The sequence below is a fragment of the Thermostichus sp. MS-CIW-34 genome, from assembly GCF_054060435.1.
This window is the reverse complement of record NZ_JBSSDE010000019.1, coordinates 1-26,846: the sequence shown is the minus strand read 5'-3', so window position 1 is coordinate 26,846 and position 26,846 is coordinate 1. Positions and strand designations below refer to the sequence as shown.

Annotated in this window: 20 protein-coding genes, 1 pseudogene and 1 CRISPR repeat array; of the genes and pseudogenes, 10 read left to right on the top strand and 11 right to left on the bottom strand. The window is 54.7% G+C overall.

The features are described from left to right. Positions 1-14 precede the first annotated feature (14 nt). The 4 genes from cmr4 to csx2 form a co-directional block, all read right to left on the bottom strand. Positions 15-785 (bottom strand): type III-B CRISPR module RAMP protein Cmr4, encoded by a 771-nt coding sequence (gene cmr4 / locus ACVWYY_RS08205; RefSeq protein WP_457403835.1) that lies wholly within the window; start codon positions 783-785, stop codon positions 15-17. Positions 786-832: 47 nt separating this feature from the next. Continuing rightward, positions 833-1,972, bottom strand: coding sequence for a type III-B CRISPR module-associated protein Cmr3 (locus tag ACVWYY_RS08200; RefSeq protein WP_457440201.1), 1,140 nt, complete (start codon positions 1,970-1,972; stop codon positions 833-835). Continuing rightward, positions 1,969-4,944, bottom strand: coding sequence for a type III-B CRISPR-associated protein Cas10/Cmr2 (gene cas10 / locus ACVWYY_RS08195; protein WP_457403833.1), 2,976 nt, complete (start codon positions 4,942-4,944; stop codon positions 1,969-1,971). Before cas10 ends, ACVWYY_RS08200 begins: the two co-directional genes overlap by 4 nt. Before the next feature lie 145 nt (positions 4,945-5,089). Continuing rightward, complete coding sequence (gene csx2 / locus ACVWYY_RS08190; protein WP_457403832.1) at positions 5,090-6,424, bottom strand: TIGR02221 family CRISPR-associated protein; 1,335 nt, start codon at positions 6,422-6,424, stop codon at positions 5,090-5,092. Positions 6,425-6,740: 316 nt separating this feature from the next. Here csx2 and ACVWYY_RS08185 point away from each other — a divergent pair, with 316 nt between their 5' ends. After that, positions 6,741-7,340, top strand: coding sequence for a Uma2 family endonuclease (locus tag ACVWYY_RS08185; protein WP_414399424.1), 600 nt, complete (start codon positions 6,741-6,743; stop codon positions 7,338-7,340). Positions 7,341-7,472: 132 nt separating this feature from the next. Here ACVWYY_RS08185 and ACVWYY_RS08180 read toward each other — a convergent pair whose 3' ends face one another. Continuing rightward, the gene (locus ACVWYY_RS08180) at positions 7,473-8,033 is read right to left on the bottom strand and encodes a formylmethanofuran dehydrogenase subunit E family protein (protein ID WP_457403830.1); all 561 of its coding nucleotides are present in this window, start codon (positions 8,031-8,033) and stop codon (positions 7,473-7,475) included. Positions 8,034-8,411: 378 nt separating this feature from the next. Here ACVWYY_RS08180 and cas6 point away from each other — a divergent pair, with 378 nt between their 5' ends. From cas6 to cas2, 7 genes are all read left to right on the top strand, one after another. Next, complete coding sequence (gene cas6 / locus ACVWYY_RS08175) at positions 8,412-9,041, top strand: type I-MYXAN CRISPR-associated protein Cas6/Cmx6 (protein ID WP_457403854.1); 630 nt, start codon at positions 8,412-8,414, stop codon at positions 9,039-9,041. A 13-nt stretch (positions 9,042-9,054) separates the two neighbouring features. Beyond that, the gene (gene cas3 / locus ACVWYY_RS08170; protein WP_457403829.1) at positions 9,055-11,466 is read left to right on the top strand and encodes a CRISPR-associated helicase Cas3'; all 2,412 of its coding nucleotides are present in this window, start codon (positions 9,055-9,057) and stop codon (positions 11,464-11,466) included. Continuing rightward, positions 11,463-13,022 carry a type I-MYXAN CRISPR-associated Cas8a1/Cmx1 gene (cas8a1, locus tag ACVWYY_RS08165; protein WP_457440199.1) on the top strand — a complete coding sequence of 520 codons (1,560 nt, stop codon included), beginning with the start codon at positions 11,463-11,465 and terminating at the stop codon, positions 13,020-13,022. Before cas3 ends, cas8a1 begins: the two co-directional genes overlap by 4 nt. A gap of 91 nt (positions 13,023-13,113) precedes the next feature. After that, a complete protein-coding gene (gene cas7i, locus ACVWYY_RS08160) occupies positions 13,114-14,034 on the top strand; it encodes a type I-B CRISPR-associated protein Cas7/Cst2/DevR (RefSeq protein ID WP_457440197.1) in 921 nt (306 codons plus the stop codon). Continuing rightward, a complete protein-coding gene (gene cas5, locus ACVWYY_RS08155; protein ID WP_457440195.1) occupies positions 14,031-14,630 on the top strand; it encodes a type I-MYXAN CRISPR-associated protein Cas5/Cmx5/DevS in 600 nt (199 codons plus the stop codon). The genes cas7i and cas5 overlap by 4 nt, the downstream gene beginning before the upstream one ends. A gap of 188 nt (positions 14,631-14,818) precedes the next feature. Continuing rightward, the gene (gene cas1, locus ACVWYY_RS08150; RefSeq protein ID WP_457440192.1) at positions 14,819-16,480 is read left to right on the top strand and encodes a type I-MYXAN CRISPR-associated endonuclease Cas1; all 1,662 of its coding nucleotides are present in this window, start codon (positions 14,819-14,821) and stop codon (positions 16,478-16,480) included. Positions 16,481-16,483: 3 nt separating this feature from the next. Further along, complete coding sequence (gene cas2 / locus ACVWYY_RS08145) at positions 16,484-16,777, top strand: CRISPR-associated endonuclease Cas2 (RefSeq protein ID WP_457440190.1); 294 nt, start codon at positions 16,484-16,486, stop codon at positions 16,775-16,777. A gap of 254 nt (positions 16,778-17,031) precedes the next feature. Then, a CRISPR array of direct repeats spans positions 17,032-19,018; the repeat unit is 36 nt; unit sequence GTGATTTTCCTCTGATTGCCGTAAGGCGTTGAGCAC. 43 nt (positions 19,019-19,061) lie between these two features. Here the strand turns inward: cas2 and ACVWYY_RS08140 are convergent. Beyond that, positions 19,062-19,976, bottom strand: coding sequence for a S1 RNA-binding domain-containing protein (locus ACVWYY_RS08140; protein WP_414351627.1), 915 nt, complete (start codon positions 19,974-19,976; stop codon positions 19,062-19,064). Between the two features lie 78 nt (positions 19,977-20,054). Then, the gene (locus tag ACVWYY_RS08135) at positions 20,055-20,495 is read right to left on the bottom strand and encodes an RrF2 family transcriptional regulator (RefSeq protein WP_011432485.1); all 441 of its coding nucleotides are present in this window, start codon (positions 20,493-20,495) and stop codon (positions 20,055-20,057) included. A 130-nt stretch (positions 20,496-20,625) separates the two neighbouring features. Here ACVWYY_RS08135 and ACVWYY_RS08130 point away from each other — a divergent pair, with 130 nt between their 5' ends. Beyond that, on the top strand, positions 20,626-21,621 hold the full coding sequence (locus tag ACVWYY_RS08130; RefSeq protein WP_414351630.1) for an AAA family ATPase: 996 nt from the start codon (positions 20,626-20,628) through the stop codon (positions 21,619-21,621). A gap of 24 nt (positions 21,622-21,645) precedes the next feature. On the opposite strand, the gene ACVWYY_RS08125 is transcribed toward ACVWYY_RS08130, so the two are convergent. Further along, positions 21,646-22,674, bottom strand: coding sequence for an ABC transporter permease (locus ACVWYY_RS08125; protein WP_457402072.1), 1,029 nt, complete (start codon positions 22,672-22,674; stop codon positions 21,646-21,648). 194 nt (positions 22,675-22,868) lie between these two features. On the opposite strand from ACVWYY_RS08125, the gene ACVWYY_RS08120 reads away from it, so the two are divergent. Then, positions 22,869-23,825 carry an NAD-dependent epimerase/dehydratase family protein gene (locus ACVWYY_RS08120; protein WP_457402074.1) on the top strand — a complete coding sequence of 319 codons (957 nt, stop codon included), beginning with the start codon at positions 22,869-22,871 and terminating at the stop codon, positions 23,823-23,825. 107 nt (positions 23,826-23,932) lie between these two features. Here the strand turns inward: ACVWYY_RS08120 and cobW are convergent, their stop codons facing one another. From cobW to ACVWYY_RS08105, 3 genes and pseudogenes are all read right to left on the bottom strand, one after another. After that, a complete protein-coding gene (cobW, locus tag ACVWYY_RS08115; RefSeq protein ID WP_414522466.1) occupies positions 23,933-24,991 on the bottom strand; it encodes a cobalamin biosynthesis protein CobW in 1,059 nt (352 codons plus the stop codon). Positions 24,992-25,129: 138 nt separating this feature from the next. Further along, positions 25,130-26,509 (bottom strand): photosystem II reaction center protein CP43, encoded by a 1,380-nt coding sequence (gene psbC, locus ACVWYY_RS08110; protein WP_369791763.1) that lies wholly within the window; start codon positions 26,507-26,509, stop codon positions 25,130-25,132. 187 nt (positions 26,510-26,696) lie between these two features. Further along, positions 26,697-26,846 (bottom strand): annotated as a pseudogene (locus ACVWYY_RS08105) (photosystem II D2 protein (photosystem q(a) protein)); the annotation flags it as partial.

Below are 26,846 nucleotides of genomic sequence, written 5' to 3'. Positions count from 1 at the left end.
TCCTAGGTTGAGATCTAGTTCAAAGACAGCTCCACAAAGCCTCGGCCCAAGCTTTCCTGGCCGCCAATCTGCATAATCTGGTTGGATTGCAGCAGATCTCGAAACTCTTTCATTGCCTCCTCAGAACTGCCACTTGCTTGGGCGGTAACCCCCCAGGTAAAGTACATCAAGCTGTCAGGAGGAATGGCCTCTTCATAGCGGAAGCCTCCTTCCACAACCTTGTGCTCGCTAAGCTTGACTTTCACCTGCCGCCACAGGCTCATTTGAATGAGGGTGGCACAGTGCTGATCTGGTAAAACAATCACGCGACTGATATTAGGATCTTTGGTGTAGCTCTTCCATTCCGACCATTGTCGAAGACCCTCTTTGAGAATGGCATCTTTGAGGTAGATAGGCTGGTTTGTTTCCAAGTTGGTGCTATAGGGATCCGGCACTGACAGATCCTGGCCTGTTAGCCGCAGCCAGCGCTTAAGCAGAAGCGGGCAGCTTATCCACACCACTCCATGGCTAAGGGAGGGCACGGGGATCCACAGCAAAGAGCCATCCCCAATCCAAATGGATCCCTGGGTCAGCTGATCCCCTTCCCCAATTTCGTTGCCAAAGAGCTCAAATTTTTTGTCTTTATCGGCCACGCTGGCCCGCAACCTGCCCCGGATGGTGCTGGAAGGGATGTAGGGCAAATGGGTGTGGGATTCGCGGGCAATGCCCAAGAGGTTGCCTTCTTGGGTGGTGCCGCCGGTGTGCAGGGGAGTCAATAGATGGAGGTAGGCAATCTGAAAAGTCATGGATGGGCTCCTTTTGCGAGTAAGTATTCAAGGACTGAAAGCAAAACTCAGTTGGCCCAAGGCAGCCATAGGAGCTCGCTATAGCCCAACAGCCGCCAGCGGTGGAACACGTTGAGCCGGCCATCTTCTAGCTCGGGCTCTTCTTGGTTGAGGGGGGCCGGCTGCTCCAGGTAGTAGATACTGCCAGGGGGCGCGGCAAAAACTTGGGGGGCGGGCAGGCTCATCTGCCGCTGCTCTGGGGGGCGATCCACCCGCAGGCGGCCGTTGATGGGAACGGGCTTGCCGGTGGCCACGCTCACCAGGGGGCCGGTGAGGGAGTGAGCAGGATGGGGAGTGGCCAATCGCCATTCCCACGGCCAGGCGCGGCAGAGGGAACGCCCGTCCACCTTTTTGATGAACACACCTGGGGTCACCAAGTAGGCCAAAGCGCGTCGGGCTTGGCAAAAGGCGGCCTGAGAAAGGTCCTGCAACTGCTGCCACTGCTCCTGCAGCTTCGGACAGGGGGCCAGCAAAGCGCAGTGGCCTTCTCCCCCCAGCCGCAGCACTGCTTCCTGAGTAAGGGGTAGGGGATCCCAGGCTTCGCGATCTGGATCCCAGCCCTCGATGGAAAGGGCCAAACTCCAGCCCGGCTGAAGGCGGATGCAGGTCTCCACAAAGTAGCCATCGGCTTCTCGCACTTGCCGCTTGCTCACCTGCAGGGTGTTGTGGGGTCGCACTTCATACTTCAGCGGTGGCTTAACGGCCTGGCTGAGATCCCAGCCTTTGCCTTCCAGCGCCTTTTGCACCGCCTCGAAGGGCAGATAGCCTCCTGTTTTCTTCTTCTTGCTGCTCTGGCTGCCTTCGGGTTCCTCCTCTGCTGGCCTCAGGGACACCAACGGGGCTGGCCGGGTGGGATCCCAGTGGCAATGGAAGTAGGGATCCGTCTTGTCCAACCAAGGAACGGGAACAAGGGGGAATCCGTCTTCCAGATGCAGAGGGGCGGGGAAATAGAGCCTTTCGTCGTGGCAGAGAAAGGGGCCCCGCAGCCGCAGCGTCATCGGCTGGCCCAGGTAGGCTTGAACAGCCCCGGCCAAGGTGTGGCCACTGGGGGGAAAGCTGCTGTTGGCCCAGGCCCGCTCTCCCGGGGCAAAGGGCTTGGCATCCCGAAACATCCACACATCCAAGGGTGATAGGGTAAACCAACTCATCGGCTGTTCCTCCCCAATTTCACGGTGCGGTTGCGCAGCACAAAAGCTGCCAACTTGAACCAGTTTTTGATCTCCAGATCCCACTCCTGGGGCTGGGCGGGCAGGCTGTGCTGCCAAAAATGCTGGATAAACTCCACAAGCTTGTTCTGGAAGTGCTCTTTCTGCTCCGATTCCTGTTTGAAGAGATCCCGGCGGCTGCAAAAGAGCGTGGCCCAGGCTGGCACCGCCTCTGGGCTGGGGGCAGGATGTTGCTCCCACAGTTGGGCTGCCTGCTCAAACAAGGAGCTTTGATCCTGCTGCTGGCCCATGAGCTTCCAGTCAAAATCAAGGAGGTCTTTCCACTTGTCGAACGTGTCGAACTTGCTGGTGCTCACCAGTTGGTTGCCATTGGCAAACAGCACCCGCACCTGCACGCTGTCTTTGGGGCAGCCATGGGCATAGAGGTGGCCCTTGGCTTCTTCTTCCGCCTGCCAAAGGTTTTCCAGAGCAATGGCCAGAGGCACCGAGTGATGGGCAATCACCACGCCGAAGCTGATGGTGGCTGCGGATCCCAGGGTAAAGAGGGGGCGCCGGCTCAAACCTTCGGGAGGCCGCCCTTTTTTCCACTGCCAGTAGTCCCCCAGGTTCTCAAACTCCCGCCAGTCATCCTCTCCCCCCCGGAAACACTGGCGAATATCCCACAGCCAGCCATCCCACTCCCAGAGGTTGGTGTAGGCCAAAACGTCGTCCCCACCGGCGTAGATGAGCTTGCCTGCATAGCGTTGCTCTGTTAGGTAGGGCACCAACTGGCCGGAAAAATCCAGCAGGGCGCGGCTTAGGGCGCTGTGGGTGGCAGGCCCCATGCGCTTGCGGCTGTTTTTGACAAACTTCTGAAAAGCGTCTTTGACTTGCTCCAGCTCCTCCTTGTCCTTGCCAAAGACCTCGCCAATGGCTTCCGTTTGCCCGTTGGCCAGCCGCTGTAGGGGTTGAGGCAGATAGTCGTAGTAGGATTTCATCTTCTCGCCCCTGAGCCATTTGCCCATGTCGTCACCATCCCCAGCAGCCAGCACGTACCAACTGGCGGGGTTAACGCTGGGGTAGTAGCGGCCTAGAAGAGTCTCGATGTCCTGCCGGTAGCTTCTTTGCGTTTCCTCGTCCAGCTCCAGGTCTTCCACCAGCCAACCAGCATTGAGCAGACGGGGATGGTAGCGCAGGTTCTGCCGGTCGGCCCACGGGATCCCCCATTTGCCCCGCATTTCCCGCAGCACCCCTCTGACCTCCGGGTAGCGGGCCTCCACTGCCTGACAGGCCTGCTCGAAGTGCTCTCGTTCCCGTCGCCCTTGGGTTTTGAGGTAGCCGGCTACGCCAGCGGTGAGATCCGGGTAGGAAGCGGCAATCTGGTCTTCATCCAGCTCGCGGAAGAGCTCCGGCAGCACTTTGTACAAGCCCCGCTTGAGGGTTTCGGTGGCATTGAGCTGTTCCCGGCCATCGAAGAGCCCGGCCTGCCGCTGCCAAAGCCGCCGACTCTCCCCTTCTGTTATCCACCCCTGCCGCGGTGAGGGATGCACCACCGGCCCCAAGCCCGAAACGGTGCTGCGCGGCCCAAACGCAACGGGGAGCTGCCAATCGCGGGCCTGCTTACAAGCGGCTTGTAGCCGCCGACTTTGCTCCACTGCGGCTGCCCACCAGGATCCCACGTTGAGTCCGGCCTTGTATTGGCGGCGCTGTTGTCTTTGGGGATCCCAAAAGCTAGCCCGCAGAAACTCCAGCTCCTCATCAGCAAAGAGCTTTTGCTTAGCCCCCAGGTGATAGGTGCGGTTTTGGGCACTGACCCAGGGATCCGCATCAATGGAAACCTGAGGGGGCTTGAGGATGCCGGTATCCTTGAGGGCATGAGCCGGGGATCCCAGGGGCACGGCTGCCCAGTAGTGCTGCCACTGGTGCTCCAGCCATCCCTGCCAGGTGGGGTCCTCTGGGTGCAACTGCCTCAGCCAGCGGCGATCCCCCTGCAGGTAATCCAGCACCTTCTGGGCCAACTGCTTCCATTCTTCCTTGAGGGTCTGCTGGGCAAACTGCATGGCCGCTTGCACCCGGTCTTCCGGCAACAGCAGCAGGAGCACGTTGGGAAAACCGGCGGTGAGCAGGGCGTTGGCAGAAGGTTGAGGGATCCATTCTTCAAATTCGGGGTACTTCTCCCGCAGCCAGTGGTCGATTAACGGCTGGCCGTAGAGGCTGGGGTAGAGCAGACAGTCGGGGCCGTATTTCTCGGCAAGCCGCCAACTCATGCGGGCAGAAAGGTAGTGCAGCAGCCAGGATCCGGCCCAAAAGTCCCGCATCTTGCGGCTGGCTTTGATCAACTCTTGGATGGGGTTGAAGGTAAAGCTCACCAAAAAGGGTCGCGTGGGCTCCTCGTAGCCGGCCAAGCATCCGGCCAAGGCTGCGGTGACGCTGGCGTGGCTCCACAGGGATCCGTCTGGCAGCCGGGTTTCTGCCGGCAATAGCAGCAAGCTCTCATCCCCAAACTCCTGACAAATGGCCTGGGGAAAGCACCGCCAAAACCACCAAAACACTTTTTGGGGATCCTCCTCTTGCCAAACCCAATCGGGGATGGCGCTCTCCTCCCGTTCCATCAGGTAGTCTGCACGGGAGCGGGCATCCTTGAGGGCTTGGTGTTGGTCATCGGCCAATTGCCAAAAGCGCTTGCGCCCGGAGAGCAAGTGGCTCATTTCTAGTCCAAGACCCAAGTTGCGATCCTCAACTTGATAGTTGATGGCTATGGGCAAATGGCCAATGGCCGCGCGGTCGCTGGCCGAGGCGATGAGATCGGCATCGCCTATGGGAGAGGATCCCTCGGCTTTGGGAGAAGACCATCCCTGCATCGCCGCCAGTCTGGTCCACGGCCCTTCCTTGGAGCGGCCAGTCCTGTCGTGTAGGGCTTTGAGGGCGGGATCATGTAACAGACCCCAGAGCTTAGCTTGCCAGTAGTAAGACATGGTGTTTTCGCTGGAGAAACAGAACAGTTAGGAACTCCTCGAACATCGATCTGATCCCGGCCAGCCCTCAGTTTTCTTCAGTATTTCTCAATAGCCGTTGTTTGACCAAAAACCCAGAACCTGAGGGCGAACCGATGTCTTTAGCCTACGGAGAAGTGGAAAGATCCCCTTCCAACTTCCCTTCTGCCCAGGTCAATTTGGGAAACAGCTCTTCCAGGCCAGGCAGCAGGTCTTGCAAAACAAAGCTTTCTAGAGCTTCGCTGTTCAAAGGGTCTAGATTCATCTGCACATGGGCAACATCGTTGCGGTACTGGCTGAGGCGAGACCAGAGATCGGCAAGCTGCTTGGCGTCGGGCACATGGGTGGTAATAGGAGGAAGCGCCTGGGGCTGGTCTTCCCGTGGGATGAGGGATCGGCCCGATTCGCCAGTCGCAGGGGGATCTCCAAGGGGCTGGTCTTTCCGCGGAATGAGGGATCCCAGTTGGTGTTCGATCTCCTGCCGCGCTTCCCGCTGGCGGTAGTTGGGCAGCCCCTCACACAAGCAGAGGGCCGAGATCACCCACTCCCGAGCTAAGAGAATTGCCTGCGTGGTGAAGCGTTTCTCCACATACCAGCGCAGCAGTTGAAATTGCTTTTGAACTTGAGCCTTGGCATCCGTAGCTCTGTCTGCTGGCAAAGCCAGTTGGCTGTAGCTATCCTGAATGCTTCGCAGCAGCAGACCAAAAGGCTTGGCAAATTGGCCCACCTCTTCTGCCAACTCCTGGGTGGAGTGCCTTTGCAACCTAAGCAAGTCATCCTCCAAAAGGCTGACCGGTCTTACCAGCTCCAGGGAACGAGAGATATTGCGGATGGCTTGGCCAAAGTTCTGCAGCCGGATGGGCTTGGGATCCCTTTTGCCGAGCTTTGGTTGGCGGTAAAAGTCCCGTTGAACTGTATCCAAAAGTTGGCCCAACTCCAAGGCCGAGCCGGTGCTGATGAATTTGTCGGTAGCTGTCAGCCAATCCAAAAGACGAAGGGCGGGGGTGAGATCGATAATGGGGGTTTCCGCTTGGCCAGAGCGGTACAGACCATAGTAGAGACCCTGAATCTCTACATTTTTGGCCTTGCGCAAAAGGGCAGCTCCCAAGAGCACCAGTAGGGGGATGGAGCGAAAGGCGTGGGTGATATCGAAAACCAGCCGCGTATGGGGCTTGATGCTATCGACCAGCACATCGAAGATCTCCCAGGTCTCTGCCTCGGTTTTCCCTTCAGGAATGGCCTTGGCAATTTTCTCCACGTGGGGGGGTAGGCAGTCCTGTAGATGCTTCCAATGGGTGTCATGTGCTTCTTGGGTTAGCAGCACAATCACCCTCTCGATGTCAAAGAGCTGACAGAGGGCTTTGGCAACATAACGGGTTCTATCGGCTTTCCGCTCCCCAAAAACATACACCGTCTCGCTGTAGGGGCTGGTGCCTAGAGTGGTCAAAAGGGTATTAGCCATAGGGATCCTCTCGATGACGGCTTTCAAGCATTGAAGCACGGGCATCTTCAAGCTACTGCAGCTTGGAAGCCCCCCCTTCTCAAGTTGCCTGGAGAGGGTTCTGGGTTGAATGTTGCTCTATCCTCTCCCGAAAAGTGGCATCCTCTGCTCAGCCGGTGCCAGAAAGATGGGGATCTCTACCCCCAAAATTGAGTGGAGCCATCTTGCCGCTGGATTTGGATCCCTGCTCGACAACTGTTTCAAAACGGTGAAGGTGGGGGATGTCAGAGCTAGCCTAGACAGAGATTCGGCCATCCTAAACAACGGGGATCCTGTGATGCTATCGACTCCAGAGTTGTCCATTTCAGGTCAAAAGCTAACTCCCGAACAGTTTCTGGCCTTGCCGGAGGGGGATATTGTCTATGAGCTAGTCGATGGGCGGGCCGTCTCCAAAAACGAACCCATGTCGCCAAAGCGCTTCCATGCTCGTCTCCAACCGGTGTTGTGGCAAATTTTGGAGGACTGGTGCTCTAGCCCTGAGTGTCCTAAGCCTGGGTCAGCACATACTGAGTGGGCAGTTGTTTTAACACGAAAGGCAGAGCCCTGGATCCCAGTTCCTGATGTTACTTACATCTCTAACGAGCGGTTGCCGGTTGAGGCCATGACCGATGAACCTTGTTTTGCCATTCCCGAGTTGGTGATCGAGATCCTTTCTCCTGGCCAGAGTTTTGGAGCCATAGCCCAGAAGGCAACCGATTATCTAGAAGCTGGGATCCCCAGGGTTTGGGTTGTGGATCCCCAAGCCAAGAGCATCACGGTCTTCTATCCCGATGCCCCGCCGCGCACCTTTACGGGATCCCAAGCCATTCAAGATGATTTCCTGCCGGGTCTAAAGGTGATCCCTCAAGATGTATTCGCTCAAGCCCGGATCCCTTAGGGGGTACCTAGCGAGCCCACGATAATCAGAGTTAGTTCCAGAAAGAGAGCATCCGGCAGAGGTGGCCACCCGCTCGGGTCTGGAGCTGATTGGCTCAGGAATGCCGAAGGGATCCGGCAGCGATATTCCCTGCTATGGGCTAATGGCGAGACGGAAAAGCTTCTCATCGGCTAGTTGAAGAACTTCCTGCCCTGCAGTCGCCAGTTGTTCCGGGGGCAAGTTCCGGTATTTGTCAATAAACTCGGGCAAAACTTGAAACTCCACCCGCTTGCCGGTCTCTCGGTGGATGACCACGCTGCGCATTTTTTCAAGAGATTCGACCTCCACCAGCTTCAAGTTCAACTTGCCCAAACTGGCCCCTGTTGCAGCATGCAAGCCATCCACAATGCACACGAACGGGATCTCTGCCGGCGACTCGTGAATGACCTCCACCAGAAAACGGTTCCTAGAAGTGTGGGGAGTTGGACTCATCAAGCCCAGCTCCTGCAGAGCGCGCATCCCCATGCGATAGCCGACCACGGCCCAAGGCCCAGCTCCGCCATGAATTTCCGTTACTCGCTGAATGGCCGCCGCCGTCGAGTCCGTTGCAGAACTGGTGACCGGATGAGCTGTCGCCGGCGCTCCCAGAGTTAGCTGAAGTGCAATCAGCAAAAGAGAAAGCTGCTGTGGCTTGGCAATGGATGACAGGTTCATAGGCAGCGAGAGAGCTGATAAAGAGGAGATGGGTCAAGCCATCCTAAGCTCTACCCTTCGAGGTTGCCTATGCGGGGGTAGGGGATCCAGCCCTCTTCTGGGAACTCTTCCGAAAATCACCTCCTGGCTGAAGAGGGCTAAGACCAATGGTATTGTCAGAGGTAAGCCCCTGGGCGTTGAGCACTTTCACGTGGCTGCTGTGGTCGAAAGTGCCTTGCTGCTGGCAGCAGGCCTTAGCACCCCTGACTGCCCTTTCCACTGATCGCCCTGGGGCGCCGCGCGCTGCTTGACAGAAGCGGGCTGTGTTCACTAGCATTTCTTACATATGTTTCAGGTGGCAGCTGTGTGATGAGCCACTCAATGACTGCTGAAGCTTCAATGGCAAACCCAACACATGTCCCTTACGAAGCTCCCGTAGTGGACCTATGCCTGCCCGTGCGAGGAACTACCCTCCCAGCAGATCACGGGTACGCTCTACTCGCGGCGCTATGCCACCAAGTACCAACACTGCACCGAAACCCTCACATCGGGATTTTGACAACAGCGGGAATTGGAGACAGACGAGGCAAAATCTTACTGACTCCGCACTCCCACATTAGAATTCGGCTGCCCATGGAAGCAGTGCCGGAGGTGTACAAGCTAGCCGGCAAGCAATTGAAGATTGGATCTCACGAAGTACAGCTAGGAATCCCCAGGATTTTTACTCTCAAACCAAGCACTTCCCTAAAAGCCCGAATTGTTACAATCAAGGGCTACACCGAGCCAGATCCATTTGTGCAAGCTGCCCAAGACCAGTTAGAGAAGCTTAATATCTCAGGCCGGGTATCAGTACTGCAAGATAAAACTGGGAAACCCTTGCGCAAGACCTTGAGAATTAAAGGGCATACGATTGTAGGTTTCTCAACCTTAGTAGAGAACCTACAGGAAGAAGACTCAATTCGCCTCCAGCAGGTAGGGCTAGGTGGCCGGCGGCGCATGGGTTGTGGATTCTTTTTGCCGTGCAGGTGAGGATGACTCTACAATGTTTAAGTTTTTGCTAGCAAAATCGCTGGGAAAATGGGATCCCAGCTACCAATCTAAAGAAGAGTATGCTCAGGCAAGGGGCGCTGCTAAACTTGCAGGCCATGTTGCGGCTGTCTTGTCAGCGGCTGAAGTCTTCTCAGATCGTCTAGGACAGACTATTTGCAAGCAGTTAGGGTTAAGTGACTCAAATCGTTTGGGAGCTGTTGTCAAATTAGGAGCTTATCTGCACGACTGGGGTAAAGCCAATCAACATTTCCAGGAGATGGTTTATCTCAAGTCATCGATCCTAGACACTAACTCGAAAGCAGAGCTTGAAAAGAGTTGGGGAAGTCATAACAGAAGGCAACTTATCCGACACGAGTTTTTAAGTGGCATACTTGCTTTACAGGTCAGTGCATTTCGAGAGTGGCTACAGAAAGCATTTACTGAAGAGGAGCTCCTCTTAGCTGCCTGGACAGCAATTGGACATCACCTCAAAGCGGGAGTGAATTCTCAGGGCAAAGAATCTCACAAAATTACGGAGTTGTCTGATGGCTCAGGATCTGAGATTTACGTTTATACTGGCCATCCAGACTTTCAATCTGTGTTGAGGCTCGGATCGCAGAGACTAGGGCTACCATCAGAGATTCCAAGTGTACCCTCAGCAAGTTGGGAAAGAGACCAACTGGAACAGCACTTGCGTGCATTGGTAGATCAGTTTCGAGACTTTGCTCAAAATTTTAGCTTTGAGAGACAGATATTAATAGCGGCTGCTAAGGCAACAGTAATTGCTGCAGATTTAGCAGGATCGGTCTTGCCAGTGGAGGGAGAAAACTTGCAAAGCTGGGTTTCTAATACCTTGAGTTTAGCTCTCCAAGAAAGTGAATTAGAGCAACTGATTACCCAGAAACTAGGAAAAAACTCCCTGCGTCCCTTCCAAGAGCAAATGGCTGCTGCCACTCATCGAGTAACACTGGTCAAGGCAGGCTGTGGTACAGGCAAGACCTTGGGAGCCTACGCTTGGGCGAAAAAGTGGGCATCGGGAAGGCGACTGTTTTTTGGCTATCCGACCACCGGAACGGCTACTCAGGGCTACTTGGACTACGCCGAGGGATCCCCAATAGAAAAGGCACTGATGCACTCACGAGCAGATTTGGATCGAGAACTTTTATTGACCGGCGAAGGCGAAGAGGATGAGGGTGCTTCGTTTCGTTTGGCAGCGTTGCAAGTATGGAGAAAGAAACTGGTTATCTGCACTGTAGACTCTATTTTAGGGTTAATCCAGAACAATAGAAGACCACTATTTTCTTGGCCAGCTCTAGTTCAATCTGCCTTCGTTTTTGACGAGGTACATGCCTATGACAATCAGTTGTTTGGCTCTTTGCTGAGATTTTTACAGGCTTTTCGAGGCGCACCTATCCTACTGATGAGCGCCAGCTTCACCCCAGGGCGACTTGAGGCGATTAAACGGGTGATGAGTGAGTTGGGTGAACCTATTGGGGATCCCATTGAAGGGCCTCAAGAGCTAGAAGAGCTGAAGCGCTATCAAATACGAGAAATTCAACCAAAGGAGGATCCCATCAATTCCGAATCCATTTGGTCGGAAGTTACTAAAGCAGTTCAAGAGAACCAAAAGGTATTGTGGGTAACCAATTCAGTTGCCAGTTGCATTAACATTTATCGAGAGGCTCAGAAGAAGCTAAAAGACATTGAAGCCAAAGTTTTAATTTATCACAGTCGATTTCGTTATAAAGATAGACTTAGAAAGCATGAGCAGATTATTAACGCTTTTGGTCAACCAGGGCCTGTTCTCGCTGTTACTACACAGGTTTGTGAAATGTCCTTAGATTTAAGTGCAGACTTGCTTATCTCTGCTATGGCTCCAGCGACATCTTTAATTCAGCGACTAGGTCGCCTCAATCGAAGAATGAAAAGCGAGCAGGAGGGATCCCGTGTAGCTCTTTTCTACGAATGGAACGAACACCTCCCCTATGGCGCAGCAGAATTAGAAACTGGCCGGCAGCTGCTTGAACAGCTTAGAGAACTTGAGTATATTTCCCAGCGAGACCTGGCTGATATCATCTCTCAGCTCAGCCGGGAAGAGCCTGCCAGGGTGAAGTCAGCATGGCTTGATCAAAACTGGTGCACTTATCCAAGTTCCCTGCGAGAGGCCGGCTACACGATAACAGTGCTTCTGGCAGAAGATCAAGACGCTATTTGGAAGGCTGCTGAAGTCAGACAGAAGAAAGCTCTAGATAAGGGCCAAAAGCTATCGAGAATGCAAGCTTTTCTACAAGAAGCTCAAGCCTGGTCAATTCCAATTCGGATCCCAGATAAAAAGACGGAGTGGTGGAACTGGAGGCGACGCGGATTCTACTTCGTCACAGAGCCTGGATATATCAACTACAGCGAGGAATTTGGTACGCCATGACCGAATTAAAGTTGCATCTGGGACACCCCGGATTAACCCTGCTACATCGAGCGGGCTTAGCCGGACTATGGATGACCCTCAAGCAGCTAGAGCAGGAAATTCCACCAGAAAAGCGCCCAGGGTCACTAAGTTGGGAGTTGACGCCACGACAAGTTCAACTGTTCTGGGAAGGGAATGACTTTGAAGTGATTGATTGGTTGCTCAAAGAGTCCTTCCAGCTTGACAATGGGTTAATCGCACTGCGAGGGATCGACAGTAAGTCGATGCGAAAAGACTCCCAGGTAGTCATCCATCAAGGAATCCTGGGAACATTTCTACAACATGCCAAAACCCGTAAAGTTATTGGCGAGCAAACTCAATCTTTAGAGATTGATGAGGATCATCCGCCTGTCATTATCAAGTATAAAGCTTTAGAAAGCTACGTCCATCAGGAATTTGCCAAAAATCTATGTGATAAAAACGGTAATTGGCTTAAGCAGCCAATTAGCATTGCTGGCTGGCTTAATCCTGGTGCAGTTGTTCGCCACAATGCATTTCCCTCGGATACAAGCTTTGAAGAATCTCCAGAGATGGCCTTTATACTTCTCTACGCTCCTGTTTCTTGCTGCTACTACATACTTCGCTCGCGGCTGCGAGATCAGAAAGCTCAATATGCCCTGGTAGTTCCCGAGATTACCGATATGGAGGTCTATGCAAGCTACCGGCAAGATCCCCAGCTTCGTTATGCAGCCTACCAGGATTTTCATGCTTCGAGTTTGGGAGATGCTGGGCTTAGGTTTTTGACGTACCAAGGGATTGCAGAATCTGCTAGGGAATTTAAGGTAAAACGATGTCAGGTTCTAACTCTAGGTGTTGTTCCGTGGTCGAGCCAACAAAAATCTCGCACAGATCTACTTACTGTAGAAGCAGAATATCGCGTCTGTAAAAACTACCAGATCTGCAAAGCAGTGTTACCAGATCGAGTTGTCGTCAAGGCAAAAGCAGAGGAAGGCAGTTTCATTGCAACAAGTTTTACTCGTGAGATGATTGCTGAAAATCTGGCAAGGGGTTACTCTTGGTATGCCGGATTTGCAGAGCAGGTTAATAGCAACGAGCAGTTTAAGCAGCTATGTTACGAGCGCGGAGGTCTAAAAGAAATGGTCATGAAAACGGAAATGGATGACAGAGAGCGCTGGTTTGTTCAGGCTTGTCATGAAGCCATTCGCTTTACCTATGGTCGGTTATCTCAGAAAACCCAGGATAGGGGAGAGTTTACTAACTTCGACAGAGAAAATATACGTATTCGCACTGGTCTGACTCGATGCAAAAATGCGGAAAGCTTCCGCGAGTTTATTACTAGCTTTTGGGCGCGGGCTGGAAGAATACCGACACTGCAAGAGCATTGGGATGACTTGATGGATTTAGTTATGGATCCCAAGGAATGGAAAAAAGCGCGAGACTTAGCTCTTCTAGCGTTGGCCAGCTACAAAGGCAAAGAGCGGCAGGAAGAATCTCAGGATGAGCTTGATGAGGATGATGTTGACTTGATTGCACCCGCCGAGCTGGAGGAGGACTAAAAGTGTAAAGCAAGAGTCAGCAAGTCAAGTGAAAAGTTGACGTAGCAACAACTTAACGCTTCAGTTTGAAGGACTAGCCTGGAGGAAGACTATGACTTTGCACCTGTTTGGCAACATCTTGACCAGCTACGGCACCGCTGCCAACAACCGCGGTGAGAATGACGGCAACATCACTACCCTGCAAAAGATCCTCTGGAAAAATGAGGTGCACACTACCGTCTCTGCTGAAGCAATCCGTTGGGCCCTGCGTTACTATTGGCAGGTCTCAGGGAATGGCTGCGAAGTTAACCGACGTTGGAATGATCAAACCAACGACAACGAGTGGCAAGCGCCTAACTTTGATCCCGAGCGGTATATCGATGATGATGTTCTAGGCTTTATGCGTGCGGAAGGGGCTAAAGTAGATGCCTCAGACGAAAACTCATCCAGGAAGAAGGGAGAGAAGTTACCAAAGGGCACTACCACTGCTCGGCGAGGTGTTTTGGAAGTAACTCGGGCAGTTTCTACTCGACCCTACAGCGGAGATGTAACCTTCAACGCGAAAAGTGGCCAGAAGGGATCCACTTCTCTCTACGGAACGGAGGTTCATGCTACTCGCTATCAGTACGGCTTTGCAATGACTCCTGCTCGACTCCACCGGCAAGACCGAGTAATCGAAGTGTTAAACGGACTGGTTTCGTTGGGGGAAGTAGCCGGCAATCACTCTCGCTTTCTCTATGACTTTTCACCGGATAGCATAGTCCTGCGCTGGACACACGACTTTTCGCCACGCCTGCTCTACTGTTTTGAAGAAAACTCTGATGGAGAAATCAGCATGCCGGACTTAGTGCGTCGAGTGCAAGTGGGGGATATAGATCCTCAAGAGCTATGGCTGGCAGGAGCCGCTGCCGAAACTGAGGACGGGGAGAAGCTAGCCCAGTTGGGTGCTCATGTAAGCTCAGGCATTAAATCAACAGTTGATCAACTTATCAGCTTGATTAGGCAGCAAATTTCTTGTGAGGAGGCAGCATGATTCAGCTCCACGTTGAGGTGCCTATTACCTGTTTTCGTCAATCTTGGGCCAGGGAGTTTGCCGAAACTTATCCGGTGCCGCCACCGGCTACTGTTTATGGAATGTTGCTTTCCCTGCTGGGAGAATGGGATCGGCATCGATATTGCGGATCCCAACTGGCAATTGCTCTCCTGAGCCAACCCCAGCTTTCTACAGTGATCCGTACCTTTCGTCGTTTTAAGACAAAAGATATTCAGCATCCAAACAATGCCCGTCCTGACTACCAACAATTGCTGACCGATGTGCAAATCGCAGTTTTGGTCAAGGGATCCCTTGCTCATGACCTAGAAAGAGCCTTTGAAAACCCTGAATTAATTGACCGATCTGGAGGACTAAGCCTAGGAGAGAGTCGTGACTTAGTTAACTCGGTAAGACCAATTCAGAAAGTCCCTTCAGGGGGAAGATGGCTAATTCAAGATGAGGATGGGATCCTGACCTTGCCGTATTGGGTTGATCACGTGGGATCGCGGGATACTCGCTGGCGAAGATACTCACTCCGAACTCTTGAAGGTGATGATGTGCCGGAGTTAGCCTGGACGGAAATTTGCCCAAACTAAGCCGTGAGAATTCCAAGCTGTTGGTTCTAGACTTATCAACCTTAGGTCGAAGGCTTATTTCCGAACAGCCTATTAACCCTGCCAGGAGAAGATCTTGCGTGGAGCCTGAGTTTTGTCTCTGCTCAAAGAGAAAGCTGTTCTAAGATTGCTGAAGAACTCTATATTTTCATATTTCGGAGTATCAGATTATGCCGGCATCACTAATCAATTTCCCCGCACAGATAGATTCAGATTTGATTCGTGTTTCAGCACTGCACGCATTGGCCTACTGCCCACGACTATTTTATCTAGAGGAGGTCGAGGAGCTCTATACGGAAAACGCAGCTATTTTTGCCGGTCGGCGGTTACACACAGAGCTGGAAAAGCAAGAGGGAGAGGAGTGGGAGGATCTATTTCTAGAAAGCGAAGAACTGGGCTTGCGGGGAAGAGTGGATGCTTTGCGTACTCGCGATGGACAGATCATTCCCTACGAACATAAAAGGGGTCGGTCAGCACGGGATCCAGACAATCAGCCTCAAGCCTGGGAGAGTGACCGGTTGCAGATTTTGGCCTACGCCTATCTCGTGGAAACAGCTTTGGGGATCCCAATTCCCGAAGGACGAATTCGGTACCATGCTGACAATGTGCTCGTACACGTACCCCTTGATGATGCTGGGCGCCAAGCTGTACGTCAGGCAATTGAACAAGCGAGGCTGCTGCGTCAATCTCCTCTGCGGCCCCCAATTACCAGTAATGAGCGGCTGTGTGCGGGTTGCTCCTTGGCCCCCGTGTGTTTGCCCGAAGAAGCACGGCTAGCTCATGACAGAGAATGGCAACCTATTCGCCTGTTCCCGGAAGATGACGAACGGCAATGTGTCCACATTCTGGAGCCAGGGGCACGGGTAGGGCGCAGTGGATCCCGTCTCAAAGTCACCTACCGAAACCAAAGCGAAGAGTTTATCTCCGCTCAGCAAACTGGACAAATTGTGCTGCATGGTTTCTCTCAAATTTCAACTCAAGCCATTCATTTCTGCGCCGAACAATACATTGGAATTCACTTAATTTCGGGAGGTGGACGCTATGTCGGTAGCCTGGATCCCCGATATGGGAGCATCCAGCGCCGCATTCGACAGTATCAGGCCCTGAGCAATCCTGAAATGTGCCTGAGACTAGCCCGAAAGTTGGTGAGGTGTCGAGGCCAGAGCCAGCGCAAGTTCTTAATGCGCTTGGGATCCCAGCGTTCGCCAGAGGTAGAACAAGCTATCGAACAAATGAAGCGATTGCTCAAGCAAGTCGATCAGGCAGACTCTTTGTCAAGTCTATTGGGACTGGAAGGAAACTTAGCAGCGCTCTACTTTTCTGCCTTGCCTCATCTGCTGTCTGATGCAGTACCTGAGGAAATGCGATTTTCAGGACGAAATCGAAGACCTCCCAAGGATCGCTTTAACGCCTTACTTGGGTTTGGTTATGCTCTTTTGCTTAAAGATGTAATGAATGCTATTTTGACAGTTGGATTAGAGCCCGCCCTGGGTTTTTATCACCAGCCTCGCTCCCAAGCGCATCCTCTGGCTCTTGACTTGATGGAGATCTTCCGTGTTCCTCTTGTAGATATGCCAGTCGTAGCCTCAGTTAACCGACGGCAATGGGATCCAGACGCAGATTTTACAGTACGGGGCCAACAAGTTTGGCTCAGCGAAGAGGGACGTAAGAAGATGATTCGGATTTACGAAGAGCGCAAGCGAGAAAAGTGGAAGCACCCAGTTACTCATTACTCTCTTACCTACTGCCGTTTAATAGAGCTAGAGGTTCGTCTTTTGGAAAAAGAGTGGAACGGCGAAGCAGACTTGTTTGGAAACTTAGTTGTGAGATAGATTATGGCCGAGCATAAGGTTTGTTACTTGGTGTGCTACGATATTCGCTGTCAGAAGCGATGGCGAAAAGCATTCAAGTTATTGGAGGGATATGGAGAACGAATTCAGTACTCAATTTTTCGTGCCTGGCTAACATTGCGAGAACGAGAGAAACTGCGTTGGGAGCTAGAGAAAATTCTAAAACCAGAGGATGGCCTCTTGCTTGTGGGGATCTGCAACCGCTGCTTAGAGCGGGTGCTCGCCTCGAACCGACCAGAAAGTTGGCCAGAACGACAGGATGGCTACAGGATCTGTTAAAAAGCAAGGATCTATCGTTGTGAAAGACGCTTTAGCCCCCAAAAGACCTGAAAGTCTTGTCGGAAGCGGGTTCCAGAGATTTTTGACCACCTGGAGTTGCTTGCAAAATCCCGGCTCCCTTACGAGAAAACCTTTTGCCGGGCCCAGTGCGTTAGGAGACCTGTCTTCTAGCCGACAGTTGGTGTATAGAATAAGGGTACATGCTTGCAAAGGCTCCATCCGAGCCTTGCAGAGTAAGAATCCTGGGGTGCGCCGTGATTTTCCTCTGATTGCCGTAAGGCGTTGAGCACGATCCTGTGGGATCTTTCGGGAGAGCCAGGGCCAGTGATTTTCCTCTGATTGCCGTAAGGCGTTGAGCACCGGCCCAGCTACTTCACCCACAACTACGTCAAACAAGCGTGATTTTCCTCTGATTGCCGTAAGGCGTTGAGCACCTCAAATACTCGGTGAAGCCGTCGGATCTGACCCTTAGCGTGATTTTCCTCTGATTGCCGTAAGGCGTTGAGCACACTGACTGGGTGGTTCGAGCAATACAGAGGGAGGGTGATTTTCCTCTGATTGCCGTAAGGCGTTGAGCACTCTTATGCGCGCGTTACCACTACAGCAGCAGCTTATGTGATTTTCCTCTGATTGCCGTAAGGCGTTGAGCACGATCTGCTCGGTCGCCCGTCGCGCCTCTTCTGCCGGTGATTTTCCTCTGATTGCCGTAAGGCGTTGAGCACCAGTGGAATTGCGCGCCAATCCGACCGCGGCTGCCCGTGATTTTCCTCTGATTGCCGTAAGGCGTTGAGCACTGGATAGATGACTCATCTGATGTGACCATAGGCGTGTGATTTTCCTCTGATTGCCGTAAGGCGTTGAGCACCTAAGCTGCGCCCAAGAGTGACGCCGCCGTAGCCGCTGTGTGATTTTCCTCTGATTGCCGTAAGGCGTTGAGCACTCGGGAAGACCTGAAGGAGAAGGCGCTTGATTAGGAGTGATTTTCCTCTGATTGCCGTAAGGCGTTGAGCACCTCAGATCCACGGCGATTCTTGACGGCTTGGACGTGGAGTGATTTTCCTCTGATTGCCGTAAGGCGTTGAGCACTGCCACCAGAGCCACCCCCAATCCATGACGGGAGGGTGTGATTTTCCTCTGATTGCCGTAAGGCGTTGAGCACTCACCCGTGCCTCTAGTCCTTGCGCTGCAAGGGTTTGTGATTTTCCTCTGATTGCCGTAAGGCGTTGAGCACCCATCTTCGCGGTGGCAGCCATTTATGTCCGTTCCAGTGATTTTCCTCTGATTGCCGTAAGGCGTTGAGCACACGCGTTTACAGCTAGCTTGCTAGCCTAGTGCCAAGGTGATTTTCCTCTGATTGCCGTAAGGCGTTGAGCACGAAGATAGAGCTATACTAAATTAACCGATTATCCATCGTGATTTTCCTCTGATTGCCGTAAGGCGTTGAGCACTTTATTCTCCAATTTGGTTTTCGGTGGGGGCCCATGTGATTTTCCTCTGATTGCCGTAAGGCGTTGAGCACTACCGTCTTCCGGCGACTGCCACCAAGGTGCCACGTGATTTTCCTCTAATTGCCGTAAGGCGTTGAGCACAATCTGGGATCGAAAAGGATCCCTGTGTCTCTACGTGATTTTCCTCTGATTGCCGTAAGGCGTTGAGCACATAATTGCATTCGGCGCCAACGCGTAACTGAAACGGTGATTTTCCTCTGATTGCCGTAAGGCGTTGAGCACGTAGACTGAGAGTCTCAGCCCGTGTCAGGATATTGGAGTGATTTTCCTCTGATTGCCGTAAGGCGTTGAGCACGGTAGGTATGGCCGGTTCCAGGTCCTGACCTACCAGGTGATTTTCCTCTGATTGCCGTAAGGCGTTGAGCACGGCCAGAGAGAGAGGCATTCTTGCGGGTAGGAAAGTGATTTTCCTCTGATTGCCGTAAGGCGTTGAGCACGTCGGTAGCTTTTCTTTGCTCTGGTCGATGTCTCATGTGATTTTCCTCTGATTGCCGTAAGGCGTTGAGCACTCGTTTGCGGTTCTCGTTCTTTCAGCGATTTTGCTCTGCGTGATTTTCCTCTGATTGCCGTAAGGCGTTGAGCACGAGATTTTGGCCTGGGGTGTATTTGAGGAAGAACTGTTTGTGATTTTCCTCTGATTGCCGTAAGGCGTTGAGCACTAGGAAACGTGGCAGATAAACTCCAGCCTGCTACCGACGTGATTTTCCTCTGATTGCCGTAAGGCGTCTTGCTTTCCCTCTGCAGGTTTTGCATCCGAACTCGAGGCAGAGATGGGATCAGATGACTTGGCCGTCGGATGTTATTCTCCCCTTGAGTTTACCGGCCCGCTCTTCGGCCTCCTCCATAACCCTGTCCAGCTGCTCCAGCACCTCGCCCGGATGCTTTTCCAGCACCCGCAGGGAGAGGGCCATCCGTCCCTTGGCCTCATCCACATCGATGACAACAGCTTTGATGCGTTGGCCTGGTTTGAACAAATCCGGTAGCGAGGCTACAAAACTTTGGCTGACCTGCTTGATGTGCAACAGCCCGGTTACCCCTTCTTCCAAGTCCACAAACACACCGAAGGGTTTTAGTCCGCTGACTTTGCCTTCCACCACTTGGCCACTGGTGTAGCGGCTCAGGTTCTCGGACTTTACAGCCGCCCTTTGGGAGAGCACCAGCTTGTTGGCTTCTGGGTTCACCTCGATAAAGCTTGCTGTCAAGGATTGCCCCACCAACTCCTCCAGACTTTCCCGTTGGCTGAGGTGGGAGCGGGGAATGAAGCCGCGCAGCCCCTGCACATCCACCACCACCCCCCCTTTGTTGGTGGCGATCACCGGAACGGTTACCGTCTGGCCGTTGGCTTGCTTCTGGGCCAGCTCTTCCCAAAGCCGCTTCAGCCTCAGCCGCCGCGCCGAGAGCACAATTTGTCCTTCTGCATCTTCCCGCAGGATGAGAAACTCGGCTTCTGTCTTTAAAGGAAAGAGCGCACTCAAATCTTCCCCTGGGCGGATCCCTGCTTCCTTGAGGGGCAAAAAGGCCGGGGATTTGCCGCCAATATCCACCAGAGCGCCATCGTTCTGATGTTGGAAGATGCGGCCTTGCACCACCTGCCCCGGTTGAAAGCTGAGGTTTTGCTTGTCTAAAGCCTGGGCAAAATCTTCCGCAGAAAACGTATCGGCAGCCTGAGAGCGAGAAGAGCGAACGGTCATGGAAAGGGCTCAATTCGAAAAGCAATGTGTTTCAGGATAACCCAAAACTTGCCAGGGATCCCAGCTCCAGCCTCTGGCCTAGATGTAGTACATGAGCCGAGCTTGTTGCTGTTGTGCCTGCCGGTCGCAGAGGTCTTGTAGGGTGGTCTTCTGGAGAATGGCTACCGCCGCAGCTTGGGCATCTTGCCAGGCCTTCAGGAGCACTTCCCGCTCTGGGGTGAGATCGCCCGAGGGCAAGTCGCGGGAGCGGCTGAGATCTTCCCCCTCGATGGCCTGGATAACATCCAGCAGCGAGATCTGCCAGGGTGCTCGGGCCAGGAAGTAGCCTCCCTTGGATCCCCGTTGGCTGCGCACCAACCCCTGTCTGCGCAAGGTGGCCAGCAATTGCTCCAAGTAGCGGTCGGGTATGGACTGATGGGCCGCAATTTCTTTGATCTGCAGCACCTGGCCATCGCTGTAGTGCTGGGCCAATTCCAGAAGGGCCAGGAGAGCATATTCACTTTTGCAAGACAGTTCCAAGATATCCATCCTTGTGGAGGGCTTAGGTCTATGATACTCCGGTTTTTCACTGGGGTTTAGCGGGATCCCGCCCTGAGCTGGCAATGGGATCCAGCCTGTAAGGTGGAATAGGCCCCTTTGGGAATGGTTTATGGCGAGTGTCAGCACCCGGTCTGGTTCAGCACGGATCCCAGCGGAGCGATTACAAACCTTGCACCAACAGATTGGCAAGCTGATTGCCAATATCGAATCCGTGTTTCAGGGCAAATCGCAGGTGGTGCAGGCGGTGGTCACGGCCTTGGTTGCGGAAGGTCATGTTTTGCTTGAAGATGTACCCGGTGTAGGCAAGACCACTTTGGCGCGGGCCATCGCCCACAGTTTGGGAGCCAAGTTTCAGCGGATTCAATTTACCAGCGACCTATTGCCGACAGATATCCTTGGCCTCACCCTTTTCAACAAAGAAAAAGGGGATTTTGAATTTCGTCCCGGCCCCATTTTTGCCCACGTGGTCTTGGCGGATGAAATCAATCGCACCTCGCCCCGCACCCAAAGTGCCCTGCTGGAGGCAATGGCGGAAAAGCAGGTTTCGCTGGACGATCGCACCTACCCGCTGCCCAGCCCATTTATGGTGTTGGCCACCCAAAATCCTTTGGAGTACCACGGCACCTATCCCCTCCCAGAAAGCCAGTTGGATCGGTTTTTGGTGCGGCTGTCGATTGGCTACCCCAGCCCTGAGGTAGAGCGAGCTTTACTCTTGCAACGGCAACAGGCCGAGCCGGTGGATGATCTGCAGCCGGTTCTCTCCCTGATGGAGTTGCGGGAGATTCAGTCGGCGGTGGATCAAGTGTATTTGGATGGATCCCTGGCGGACTATCTTCTGCAGGTGGTGCAGGCCACTCGCGTGTCCAAGCTGCTGCGGGCGGGGGTATCCACCCGTGGAGCCCTGGCCTTGGCGCGGGCAGCACGGGCTCAGGCGCTGGTGAAAGGGCGCAGCTTTTGTCTACCAGAAGATCTGCAAGCACTGTTCGTGCCGGTACTGACCCATCGGGTTTCTCTGGCCGGGTCGGGAGAGATGGCCGGCAACCGACGGCAAGAGGCTGAGGCGGTGATTCGGGATATTGTCTCCACAATTGAGCCGCCTGTTTGAGGGATCCGTAGCAGCAATGGTTAACTACAGCAGTGAGTCGGGTCGGATCCGGGGATCCACCCACATCAGGAGCAAATCGGCCAACAAATTGCCCAGAATGAGCATCACGGCCCCCAGCAGAAGCCCCGCCATCACCACATTGATGTCGAAACTTTGAACAGCCTCCAAGAGCAGCTTGCCCAGCCCCGGCCAATTGAAGAAAAACTCGGCAATAAAAGAGCCGCTGAGCAGATTGGCAAACTCAAAGCCCAAGATCGTGATCAAGGGGTTGACGGCGTTGCGCAGCGCGTGCAACCAGATCACCCGCCACTCTGGGATCCCACGGGCCCGCGCCGCCTGGATGTATTCCTGCCGCAGCACATCCAAGAAATTGCCGCGCGTAATCCGCTGCAGCCCGGCAAAGCTGGTGATGCTCAGGGCCAGCGTGGGCAGGAGCAGGTGGCGGCCCAGATCCAGCAACTTTTCCCCCAAACTAAGCTCGGCAAAATAAACACTGGTCATCCCCCCTACCGGCAGCCAGCTCACGTTTTGGGCCACAATTAGCAGCAAAATGGCCAGCACGAAGCTGGGCATGGCCTGGCCCAGGTAGCTGAGCAACTGCAACGCCCGATCCAGGGGGGTGTTCTGCCGCAGCGCCCCCAGGATCCCAAGGGGAATGGCGATCAGCCAAGTCAGCAGAACAGAGGACACCGCCAACAGCAAGGTAGCGCCGGCGCGGGAGAGGATGAGCTGTGCTACCGGCACGCGATAGGTGTAGCTCACCCCGAAATCCCCTTGCAGCAGGTTGCCCAGCCAGGTCAAGTACTGCCAAACCAAGGGCTTATCCAACCCCAGCCGCGCTTCCTCTTGGGCAATAAACTCCTGGCTGACACTGGGATCCGCCCGCAAGGGATCCAAAAAATCTCCGGGGGCCAGCTGCAAGAGCAAAAAGCTGAGCAGCGTGATCAACAGCAGCACCGGCACCGCTTGGGTCAGCCGCTGCAAAACCAAGGCCAGCGGCGGCCAAAGGCCAAAAGCGCGGGAACGGGAAGGCGGAGAAGAGGTTACAGCCACAGATGCAGATGGATATTCGGATATGCTCTTTGAGTTGGATTCTTGTCGAACTATGCTGACATCCTTGCGGGCAAATTTCCAGTGTGGGGTTTGCCCAGTCGAGCGGCTCTCCTACAGGGGAATTCCGGCAGACGGAAGCTGAGGCGGTACACTAGTCAGAAGCTTTTTTCATCGAGTCCCGTTGGGAAGACCTCTTGCGAAACCTGTTTCTTACCGGCGCTAGCGGCTGCCTAGGGCACTATGTGTTGGAGCGCCTGGCCCAGCAAAGGGATCCCGAGTTTCCTGAGCAGCCGGCCTACCACCTGTACGTGCTCATCCGCAACACCAGCCGCTTGCGTTTACCCCTGGAACGACTCCCTGCCCCCATCACCCTGGTGCCCGGGGATCTCCTGCGCATCCGGGAACAGGCTGCCCTGCTGCGGCAGATGGATGGGCTGATCCACATGGCGGCAGCCTGGGGGGATCCCACCCTGGCTTGGGCCGTGAATGTTACCCACACCCTGGAGCTCTTTCAGTTGTTGGATCCGGAGCGCTGTCAGCAGGTGATCTACTTTTCCACAGCCAGCCTTTTAAACCAGGCCCTGGAGCCTTTGGCCATCGCCGGACGGGCCGGCACCGACTACATCCGCAGCAAGTACGAGATGCTGCTGCGGCGGCAGGAAAGCGGCTTCTGGCCGGAGCGCCTGCTCACCCTTTATCCCACCCTGCTCTTTGGCGGCAGCCCCCACCACCCCTACTCCCACATCACTGCCGGCCTCAAGGACGTTCTCCGCTGGCTGGATCTGATCCGCTTTTTGCGGGTGGATGCCAGCTTCCACTTTATCCACGCTGCCGATGTGGCCGAGATGGTGGCCTATTGGGTGGCCCATCTGCCTGGTGGCGGCGATTGGGTGTTGGGCAATCCCCCCCTCTCCTGGGATGAATGTGTGGAACAGATGTGTGCTTATTTCAAAAAACGGATCTATTTCCGAGTGCCTCTGCCCCCGGCTCTCGTTCGCGCCCTGGCCTTCCTCTTTCGGGTGCAGCTTTCTGAGTGGGACGAGTTCTGTCTGCGCCACCGCCACTTTGTTTACCCGGCCCTTTCCCCAGAAACGCTGGGTTTGCGCTGCCGATTTCCCACCCTAGCTTCCCTTCTGGACGTCTACCTTTGAGGTACCTGCGCCCCTCCCTCTTTGGGAAAGGGGCTGGGGGTGAGGGCCTGTAGCCTGCCTGCGCGAGCGCGTCAATGCCCAGAAGCAACCACAACTTGAGACAGGGATCAGCCGGTGGGGGCCACCGTTTCTCTGATGGCCAAGGCCTGGAGCTGGGCGGCAATGCGCTCGCGGTTGAGGTTTTGCCCAATCAGCACCAGTCGGGTCAAGCGCGGCTCCTGGGGTCGCCAGGGGCGGTCGTAGTAGGTTTCAAATCGGGATCCCACCCCCTGCAGCACCAGGCGCATCGGCTTGTGGGGAACGGCCACAAACCCTTTTATCCGGTAAAGACATTCCTCTTGGGCCAACTGGCGTAGCTGAGCCACCAGGGATCCCGGCTCATAACCTCCCTCCAAGCTGAGGTAGAAAGACTCAAAAGCTTCGTGCTCATGCTCCTCCCCGTGATCGTGGTGGCTGGGGCGGCGCTCGAGCTGGTCTTCCACCGCTGCATTAAAGCCCAAGAGCACTTCTGGGGAGACCTGGCCCCGCTCACAGGGGAGAATTTGGATCCCAGGGGGCAACCGCCGGCGCAGCCAGCTTTCCACTTGCGCCTGTTGCTCAGAAGAGATCTGATCCACCTTGGTGAGCACCACCAAATCGGCACAACTCAACTGATCCTCAAACAATTCCTCAAGCGGAGTCTCATGGTCCAAACTTTCGTCAGCCTGCCGCTGCGCCTCCAGGGCCGCCGGATCCCCCACCAGTTGCCCGGAGGCCAGAGCCTGACCATCCACCACCGTAATCACCGCATCCACCGTGGCGCCTGTACGAATGGTGGGCCAGCGGAAAGCTTGCACCAGGGGCTTGGGCAAGGCCAGTCCTGAGGTTTCAATCAAAATGCAGTCTAGCTCCGCCCGCCGCTGCAACAGAGCTTCCATGGTGGGCAAAAACTCCTCCTGCACCGTGCAACAGAGGCAGCCGTTGGCCAGCTCCAAAATGGGGATGGATCCCTCTCCCTCGCAAAGTTGGCAATCCCGCAGCAACTCGCCGTCGATGCCCACTTCGCCAAACTCATTCACCAACACGGCAATGCGGCGGCCCTGGTTGTTGAGCAAAAGGTGACGGATCACCGTGGTCTTGCCGGATCCCAGAAATCCGGTGATGACGGTAACAGGGATCTTGTGCATCTGCTCTGATGACTCAGCGCTCTTCAGTTTCCACCCCAAACTTTCTTTCTGCCAATCCTTCAGGGGGGGATGCCCAAAAAAAAGGCCCCCGGTATGGGGGCCAAGCCAAACCATTGAGACCGTTGTGCTAACCCAAAGTTAGCGGATCGGCTTCATCCGGTAAACCGGCTCGTTCTCGCGGCTGATCCCTTTCTCAAAGCCAGCAGCGGCAGCGCGAGCGCGACCGGCATGCCACAGGTGGCCAACAAAGAACAGGAAGCCGAAGATGAAGTTGTGAGCAGCCAACCAGGTGCGGGGGCTGGTGAAGTTCACCGTGTTGATCTCGGTAGCCACACCACCCACCGAGTTCAGGGATCCCAGCGGCGCGTGGGTCATGTACTCCACCGCACGGCGAGCTTGCCAAGGTTGGATGTCGTTCTTCAGCTTATCCAAGTCCAGGCCATTGGGGCCCAGCAGCGGCTCTTTCCAGGGAGCCCGCACATCCCAGAAGCGCATCGTCTCGCCGCCGAAGATGATCTCGCCCGTGGGGGAGCGCATCAGGTATTTACCCAGACCGGTGGGACCTTGGGCTTGGCCAATGTTCGCCCCCAGGCGCTGGTCGCGCACGATGAAGGTGAGGGCTTGCGCTTGCGAGGCTTCTGGGCCAGTGGGGCCGTAGAACTCGCTGGGGTAGACGGTGTTGTTGAACCAGATGTAGCAGGTGGCAATGAAGCTCATCAGGGAAACCGCCGCCAAGCTGTAGGAGAGATAGGCCTCCCCAGACCAGATGAAGGCGCGGCGGGCCCAACCGAAGGGCTTGGTGAGGATGTGCCAGATCCCACCGGCAATGCAGATAATGCCGATGTAAATGTGGCCGCCGATCACATCCTCCATGTTGTCAACGCTGATGATCCAGCCTTCCCCACCAAAGGGAGATTTGAACAAGTAGCCGAAGATCACGGCGGGGTTCAAGGTGGGGTTGGTGATCACCCGCACATCGCCACCTCCTGGAGCCCAGGTGTCATAGACACCGCCAAACCACATGGCCTTGGCCACCAACAAGAAAGCCCCCAACCCCAACAGGATCAGGTGGATCCCCAGGATGGTGGTCATCTTGTTCTTGTCTTTCCAGTCGTAGCCGAAGAAGGGGAAAGACTGCTCCAGAGTTTCTGGGCCGCGAATGGCGTGATAAATGCCCCCCAACCCCAGCACGGCGCTGGAGATCAGGTGCAGCACCCCGATGACAAAGTAGGGGTAGGTGTCAATCACCTCGCCCCCCGGGCCAACCCCCCAGCCCAGAGTGGCCACGTGGGGCATCAGGATCAGGCCCTGCTCATACATAGGCCGATCCGGCGTGAAGTGAGCCACCTCAAACAGCAGCATCGCTCCCGCCCAGAAGACGATCAGGCCAGCGTGGGCCACATGGGCGCCCAAAAGCCGACCGGAGAGATTAATCAAGCGGGCATTCCCAGCCCACCAGGCAAATCCGCCTTGGGTGCGATCTTGCACCACTGCAGAACCAAATGTTGTCGAGGTCACAGAGACCAACCTCCAATGATAGTCAGGAACAAGAGACACCAAAAAAAGTTTAGTTAACGCGAGCGCCTGCCGTTGGGCTCCCTGTCCACTGGGATCCGCGGCAGGGGATCCCTTGGGCAAGCGCTCATCCTCACAGAGCAGATCTCTAGGGATCTACCGCAGCTAAAGTCGAGCGAGCTCAGTGGGTTTAGAGCGCATTGCCGCGGGGGAGGACTTCTTCAGGGAACTCAAAGCGCTCATGCGGCTGGTCCTGCGGCGCCATCCACGCCCGAATCCCCTCGTTCAGCAAAATGTTCTTCGTGTAAAACGTCTCAAACTCCGGGTCTTCCGCTGCCCG

What these genes read in the sequence shown, in the direction of transcription:
- cmr4 (WP_457403835.1), bottom strand. Translation starts at nt 785, where the DNA reads ATGACTTTTCAGATTGCCTACCTCCATCTATTGACTCCCCTGCACACC.
- ACVWYY_RS08200 (WP_457440201.1), bottom strand. Translation starts at nt 1,972, where the DNA reads ATGAGTTGGTTTACCCTATCACCCTTGGATGTGTGGATGTTTCGGGAT.
- cas10 (WP_457403833.1), bottom strand. Translation starts at nt 4,944, where the DNA reads ATGTCTTACTACTGGCAAGCTAAGCTCTGGGGTCTGTTACATGATCCC.
- csx2 (WP_457403832.1), bottom strand. Translation starts at nt 6,424, where the DNA reads ATGGCTAATACCCTTTTGACCACTCTAGGCACCAGCCCCTACAGCGAG.
- ACVWYY_RS08185 (WP_414399424.1), top strand. Translation starts at nt 6,741, where the DNA reads ATGCTATCGACTCCAGAGTTGTCCATTTCAGGTCAAAAGCTAACTCCC.
- ACVWYY_RS08180 (WP_457403830.1), bottom strand. Translation starts at nt 8,033, where the DNA reads ATGAACCTGTCATCCATTGCCAAGCCACAGCAGCTTTCTCTTTTGCTG.
- cas6 (WP_457403854.1), top strand. Translation starts at nt 8,412, where the DNA reads ATGGCAAACCCAACACATGTCCCTTACGAAGCTCCCGTAGTGGACCTA.
- cas3 (WP_457403829.1), top strand. Translation starts at nt 9,055, where the DNA reads ATGTTTAAGTTTTTGCTAGCAAAATCGCTGGGAAAATGGGATCCCAGC.
- cas8a1 (WP_457440199.1), top strand. Translation starts at nt 11,463, where the DNA reads ATGACCGAATTAAAGTTGCATCTGGGACACCCCGGATTAACCCTGCTA.
- cas7i (WP_457440197.1), top strand. Translation starts at nt 13,114, where the DNA reads ATGACTTTGCACCTGTTTGGCAACATCTTGACCAGCTACGGCACCGCT.
- cas5 (WP_457440195.1), top strand. Translation starts at nt 14,031, where the DNA reads ATGATTCAGCTCCACGTTGAGGTGCCTATTACCTGTTTTCGTCAATCT.
- cas1 (WP_457440192.1), top strand. Translation starts at nt 14,819, where the DNA reads ATGCCGGCATCACTAATCAATTTCCCCGCACAGATAGATTCAGATTTG.
- cas2 (WP_457440190.1), top strand. Translation starts at nt 16,484, where the DNA reads ATGGCCGAGCATAAGGTTTGTTACTTGGTGTGCTACGATATTCGCTGT.
- ACVWYY_RS08140 (WP_414351627.1), bottom strand. Translation starts at nt 19,976, where the DNA reads ATGACCGTTCGCTCTTCTCGCTCTCAGGCTGCCGATACGTTTTCTGCG.
- ACVWYY_RS08130 (WP_414351630.1), top strand. Translation starts at nt 20,626, where the DNA reads ATGGCGAGTGTCAGCACCCGGTCTGGTTCAGCACGGATCCCAGCGGAG.
- cobW (WP_414522466.1), bottom strand. Translation starts at nt 24,991, where the DNA reads ATGCACAAGATCCCTGTTACCGTCATCACCGGATTTCTGGGATCCGGC.